Source organism: Limnobacter litoralis (genome assembly GCF_030160455.1).
Lineage (GTDB): Bacteria > Pseudomonadota > Gammaproteobacteria > Burkholderiales > Burkholderiaceae_B > Limnobacter > Limnobacter litoralis.
This window is the reverse complement of sequence record NZ_BSOJ01000033.1, coordinates 1-5,500: the sequence shown is the minus strand read 5'-3', so window position 1 is coordinate 5,500 and position 5,500 is coordinate 1. Positions and strand designations below refer to the sequence as shown.

Genomic DNA, 5,500 nt, shown 5'->3' with positions numbered 1-5,500 from the left:
ATTCTCCTTGAACCAAAGTATAAAAACACTCCAGTTAACGAGTCCATCTTTCAGGGGCAAGGTCAAGTCCCCGACGTTACGCCGAGGCGCTGAAAAACAGCCTCAAAAAAGATTCGATCAGAAATTCCCTCAACCAATACAACTTTATCCGCAAAGAACATCCGCTCGTTGTTTTGGCTGTTGACGATCGAAAATAAATGCTTCGGCTCAGGTAGGTGACCACCATTCAAGCGGACAATGGCGCTCTTCTGTTCTGCGCTATAGACGCGAGAAACATATTGAATTGAAGATGGCGATACGAAAACGGGAGAGTGCGTTGCCAGCAAGAATTGATTGCCGGTTTCTTTTGACAAACGCTCAAACAATGCGAGCAGAGTCCGCTGCCATCGAGGATGGAGATGCAGCTCCGGCTCATCAACAACAATTAATGCATCACGAACATTGAGTGCAAATATCGCAAATAAATACGTTAACAGCTCCTTCTCTCCGGATGATGCTGCTCCCACCAAGAATTTTGATCCTTGCTTTTCAAGTTGCACGTCATACTGATTCGAGAATGGATCAATACATTCAAGGTTCCACTTGTACCCTAGATCGGCAAGTATTGACGTCAGGGATTTGATTTCAGGGTCTGCATAGAAATCATCCTTGGCCTTCCCTGTGTCGCGCTCGAGCAGCAGTCGAAACCGTCTTGCAATTCTACCAATCGCCAATGTTACGATTGACCCTCCAGTCCGAGACGATGCAGCATCCACGCCTCGCTTGTGATCGAACTCGTTATATCCTGCCAAGCTTAAGGAGGACTGGAAGCCGCTCGCAGCTCGATTTACTGGGAGCGAAACCATTGGCGTTGAGAGCTTGGCAAGACCCAGTTCATCTCGAAGCCAATTGTCTGCCTCGTACAGTGCCAGATACCTTTGAAAAATCTGCGCAGCCCGATCTGAGTTCCCTTGCAGGCCATTATTCAGTATCTGGTAAGTGAAGCGCTGCCCTGACTGCAGCAATGACAAATCCCAATCGGCAGCCTCTCGGATGGAGAAACCAAAATACTTTCGCTCCGTGCGACCTGAAATTTCTGCAGCCGAACCACGCATAGATGCGATGTTCTCAATATCACGCTGCGTCACCTCAACTTCAATTTCCACACGCTGCTGACGTGCCTGCCCTGCGCTATGACGTTCGAGAGGTGTGTTATTTAGCACATCGTTGCCAACGAACTCATATCTATCCGGAATTTCCGCAGTGGGGGACTTACGGGGAGTAATAGACGACAACAAGTGCTTGCGGAGGACGGTTGTCACCGTATCCAGCAAGTTGGTTTTCCCTCCGCCGTTTGGACCGATAATGATCGAGATATCGCCTTCGAGAAGGAGTTCCGCAGGGTCTAGAAAGCTCCGCACGTTCTCAATAAGTACCCTACGTAGTTTCATCGCGAAGCTCCTCCCATTTTTAGCCAGCCGCCCTCGGCCATGACGTGGGCAAGCCGGTCCTCCGCTTCTCGACAGCGTGTCAGAGCATCTTTGAAAGCGGTAATAGCGTCGGGTAGCGGCGGGACATCTTCTTGCAGTGGCGGCAGCACATAGCGCGAAATATTCAGCGTCCAGTCCTCGGCTTTGATCTCGTCGAGGCTGACCACGCGAATCGAGTCCTGCACATCGGCAAAGCCGCGATACCAGCCGAGGATTTCGGCGGCGTGCTCGGGCTCCAGATAGTTTTGCGCGCGTCCCCGACGAAACAGCCGTGACGCATCGGCGATCAGCACCGTCTTCTTGTGCTTGGCCGGCTTGCGCTTGCGCAGCACCAGAATGCAGGCGGCGAGCCCTGTACCATAGAACAGATTCGGTGCAAGACCGATCACGGCCTCGATCAGATCCATCTCTAGCAGTTTCTGGCGGATGCTGCCTTCCACGCCTTTGCGGAACAGGGCGCCCTGGGGCAGCACCACGGCCATTCGGCCAGTCACATCGGCCATCGACTTGACCATGTGCTGCACCCACGCAAAATCGCCGCTGGATGACGGAGGCAGGCCAGCAAAGTTGCGGCCAAAGGGGTCGTTCAGCCATAGCTCTTCGCCCCATTTCTCGAGCGAGAACGGCGGATTGGCGATGACGCAATCGAAAGAGGCCAAGCGGTCTCCCTCGAAGAAGGCCGGGTTGCGCAGCGTGTCTCCGCGCACTACTTGAAAGTCCTCGATGCCGTGGAGAAACAAGTTCATCCGCGCGATGGACGAGGTGGTGAGGTTCTTCTCCTGCCCGTACAGCTTGCCCCAAAGCCGCTTGACGTCGCCGTGCATCTCTTTGACGTGCTGCACGGCTGCCAGCAACATGCCGCCAGTGCCACAGGCCGGGTCATAAATGGTCTCGGCCTCCTTGGGATCGAGCATGTTGATCATCAGCCGCACGACGCTGCGTGGGGTGTAGAACTCGCCGGCCTTCTTGTTGGTGGCGTCGGCAAAATTTTTGATCAGGTACTCGTAGGCATCTCCAAGCAGATCGGATGTGACGTTCTGATTGCCAAGCGACAACTTCGAGAAGTGCTCGATCAGGTCCTTGAGCAAGGCATCTGACAACCTCTCTTTGTTCGACCACTGGGCATCGCCGAACACACCGTACAGGGTGTCCGGGTTGGCTTTCTCGATCTCGCGCATCGCGCGCTGCAGGGCCGCACCGACATTGCTGGCCTTGGTTCGAATGTCGTTCCAGTGGCAGTCCTCGGGGATCTGGAAGCGGTGTGACTCCGGAAACCAGGCCAGTTGCTCGTCGCCGGTCTCGTCAACGATCTCCTGATACTCCTCGTCCCACACGTCGCAGATGCGCTTGAAGAACAGCAGCGGGAAAATGTAGGTCTTGAAATCCGCAGCATCTACCGGGCCGCGAAGAATATTCGCCGATTCCCACAGGTGGGACTCGAGCAGATTGAGCGTGACGTGCGCCATTGCACTCATTACTTCATTCCTTATTTTTTCTTGGTGGCATCGCTTCGAAGGCCGCCAGCATCTGTTCAGCCGCATCCCACGGCAAGCGCCGTCCGTTGGTCCGCATTTTGTGAAGTGCCGCCCTGGCCACCGTCACCGTGATGCGCTGCTCGCGCACCATCTCTCCGATCAACCAGACCGTGCCTTTTACCTCGACCAGCTCGGTTTCCGCCGCTTGCCTCAATGCGGCGTCGCCGGTCAGCAGCGGACACTTCTCGGCTTCCGCCAAGGCCAGCGCGAATAGATCATTGCGTCCTGGCTTGGCGTAGGTCTGCGCCAGCGACTGCACACGTTCGACGCTTTTCGCCGACAGCGTGCGAGTCTGCAACCCCATGTCCAACAAATGAGCGTGCTGCTCTTCCAGTTCCTCGTAGTAAAGGACGTCAGGCACGGCGAACTGGTAACCGAGGCTAAACATTGGTGCCACCAGATCGCCCACTTCGACATCCATCAAGATGTTGGCATCACTGATTAACAGCAGCATCGCCGCCCTCCATCGAGCGGACGCGCCGAAACTGTTGCAGTGGCATGTTCATGAGCTCAGCGGCCTTCGACTCGCCGATGTACTCCTCGGCCAGTGCGTGGAACACCAGTTGCTCAAAGATGTGCGCCTTCTCGGTGGGGTAGTCGCGCCCCGGTTCTTTTCGGTACCAGCCCTTGAAGCGGAACAGTTTGGCCTGCTCTTCACGGTAGGCCGGCGAGATGATGTCGAGGTCTCGGGCGCGATAGAGAATGCCGGCCATCGACAAGCCGAACTCTTCCTTCAACAGTCCGAGTTCCTTGAGTTCGATCGCGTTGCGGTGCTCGCCCAGCTCTTGCAGCACAGAGGCACGCGGGAACAAAAAGGCGCCAGCAAATCGGTTGCATGCCATTTCCTCGTCCAGATCATCGGGGAGGCGACCTTCGAGCATCAGATGCCCAAGCTCGTGCGCGAGCGTGAAGCGCTGGCGATCTCCCGGCCAATGGCGTCCGACGACCACGATCGGCATGCCATTGACACGCGCCGCGAGGCCGTCAAATTTGTTCTCGGCGTCCGCCTCGATCATGAAGACACGGATGCCGTTCGTTTCCAAGACGTCAATCAAGTCAGAGATCGGATCGAAACCCAGATCCCAGCTCTCGCGGACACGCTCGGCAACCCCCTCGATCTGTTCCATCGCAGTGACCGTCGTTGGCAACCCCTCGACGGGCGCGAACGCCTTGACGGGCGGCTGCGGGAACAGGTTTTCCAGCTCGATGCGCCGCTCGATCTGGTCAATCACTTCGTGGGTGATCGCGTCCAGCCGCTTCTTGGGCAGCGAGCTGCGCTTGCGGTATTCGATGCCTTCGAGCGCCACAGGCTCGGGACGGAAGAAGTACTCGGTGCGCACGTTGAGCGCACGCGACAGCCCGATCAGGATGTCGCTGGATGGCATGGCGAGGCCGTCTTCGTATTTTTTGATAGCGGCGTGGGAAACGCCGACGCGCTCGCCCAGGTCGCGCAGGGAGAGCCCGGCTGCTTTCCGAGCCCGATGGAGTCGAACGCTGAACATGGGGTGGCCTTTTCCTTTGAGGTTTACACACAATGAAATTATAGTACAATTTGTAAACCGCAGTCCAGGCCGATCTGCGGTTCCTCAAGGCGCCAGGCCGCCTGGTGTCTGAGCCCTCGTCGCGGCCGAAGGAGTCCAAACATGGCTACAAAGCATTTCCCGAAGGGCCTGGATGGCCGCATGCGCGATCAGAACGGCGAGATCCGTCAGAAGCGCAGTGACACGAAGGTAGGTACCTTGCGCCAGACCTACGGCGACGACTTCGCCAAGGGCTACCGCTCCGACGCCCACCTGGGAACGGTCTTGAAACGCGAAGGCGTGGAGACGCTCGATCAGTTGATCAAGAAGAAGTAGCCGCAACGCTGGGGCCAAAGCGTATAAGGCCCCGCCTTGTTTTGAAAGGAAGGGCCTTCGGAATCGCCGACCGAAAGACTATTTGTGTTTTCCGGCGCTTCAAAACTCCTTTCTACCGTTCTGATTCGGTTGAGCAGCGCTGAGCCCAAGCCATGACGTCATGCAACTTGAAACGCAGCGAGGCGTTGATGTGCAAGCATGGAACGCCAGCAGCGTCACGCACCTTTTTGTTGCTAAACAGATAAACCGGCATCCCCATGGCGGCGGCGACCTCCGCCGCTGTCAACAGATTCGACGACGGAGGGGATTCGCATTGTTGTGCTCGTTCCGACGTTGATTCATACAGCGCGTTGTGCTCGAACGATGTCACCTCAACCAACGGGTAGGTCACCCTCTTAGATAACTTCAGGTAGCGAGGACCACGGCCTTCGTTCCTCCACCGCTGCAATGTTTTTGGGCTCACGCCCCAACGTTTGGCCAGTTCGTTTTCAGATAAGACATATTTTTTCATGACATAACTCCTTTGGGTTGATGGAGTTATGTATTCAGATCTGGTCGAGTGAGCTTGACAACCCTGACCTTGCCCCTGAAAGATGGACTCGTTAACTGGAGTGTTTTTATACTTTGGTTCAAGGAGAAT

At 56.0% G+C, this 5,500-nt stretch carries 6 protein-coding genes; 1 reads left to right on the top strand and 5 read right to left on the bottom strand.

What is annotated here, in order from left to right:
* Window positions 1–62 precede the first annotated feature (62 nt).
* From QQJ87_RS14115 to QQJ87_RS14100, 4 genes are read right to left on the bottom strand one after another with little or no spacing between them, the layout of a single operon-like run.
* Window positions 63–1,430, bottom strand: coding sequence for an AAA family ATPase (locus QQJ87_RS14115; RefSeq protein WP_284282529.1), 1,368 nt, complete (start codon window positions 1,428–1,430; stop codon window positions 63–65).
* Window positions 1,427–2,944 carry a type I restriction-modification system subunit M gene (locus tag QQJ87_RS14110; protein ID WP_284282527.1) on the bottom strand — a complete coding sequence of 506 codons (1,518 nt, stop codon included), beginning with the start codon at window positions 2,942–2,944 and terminating at the stop codon, window positions 1,427–1,429. The genes QQJ87_RS14115 and QQJ87_RS14110 overlap by 4 nt, the downstream gene beginning before the upstream one ends.
* 4 nt (window positions 2,945–2,948) lie before the next feature.
* The gene (locus QQJ87_RS14105) at window positions 2,949–3,458 is read right to left on the bottom strand and encodes a PIN domain-containing protein (protein WP_284282526.1); all 510 of its coding nucleotides are present in this window, start codon (window positions 3,456–3,458) and stop codon (window positions 2,949–2,951) included.
* Complete coding sequence (locus QQJ87_RS14100; RefSeq protein ID WP_284282525.1) at window positions 3,439–4,506, bottom strand: helix-turn-helix domain-containing protein; 1,068 nt, start codon at window positions 4,504–4,506, stop codon at window positions 3,439–3,441. Before QQJ87_RS14100 ends, QQJ87_RS14105 begins: the two co-directional genes overlap by 20 nt.
* A gap of 141 nt (window positions 4,507–4,647) precedes the next feature.
* Between QQJ87_RS14100 and QQJ87_RS14095 the strand changes: the two genes are divergently transcribed.
* Complete coding sequence (locus tag QQJ87_RS14095; protein ID WP_075795176.1) at window positions 4,648–4,860, top strand: hypothetical protein; 213 nt, start codon at window positions 4,648–4,650, stop codon at window positions 4,858–4,860.
* A gap of 112 nt (window positions 4,861–4,972) precedes the next feature.
* Here QQJ87_RS14095 and QQJ87_RS14705 read toward each other — a convergent pair whose 3' ends face one another.
* Window positions 4,973–5,371, bottom strand: a complete 399-nt coding sequence (locus QQJ87_RS14705) for a helix-turn-helix transcriptional regulator (RefSeq protein WP_431310108.1) — start codon at window positions 5,369–5,371, stop codon at window positions 4,973–4,975.
* Window positions 5,372–5,500: the final 129 nt, after the last annotated feature.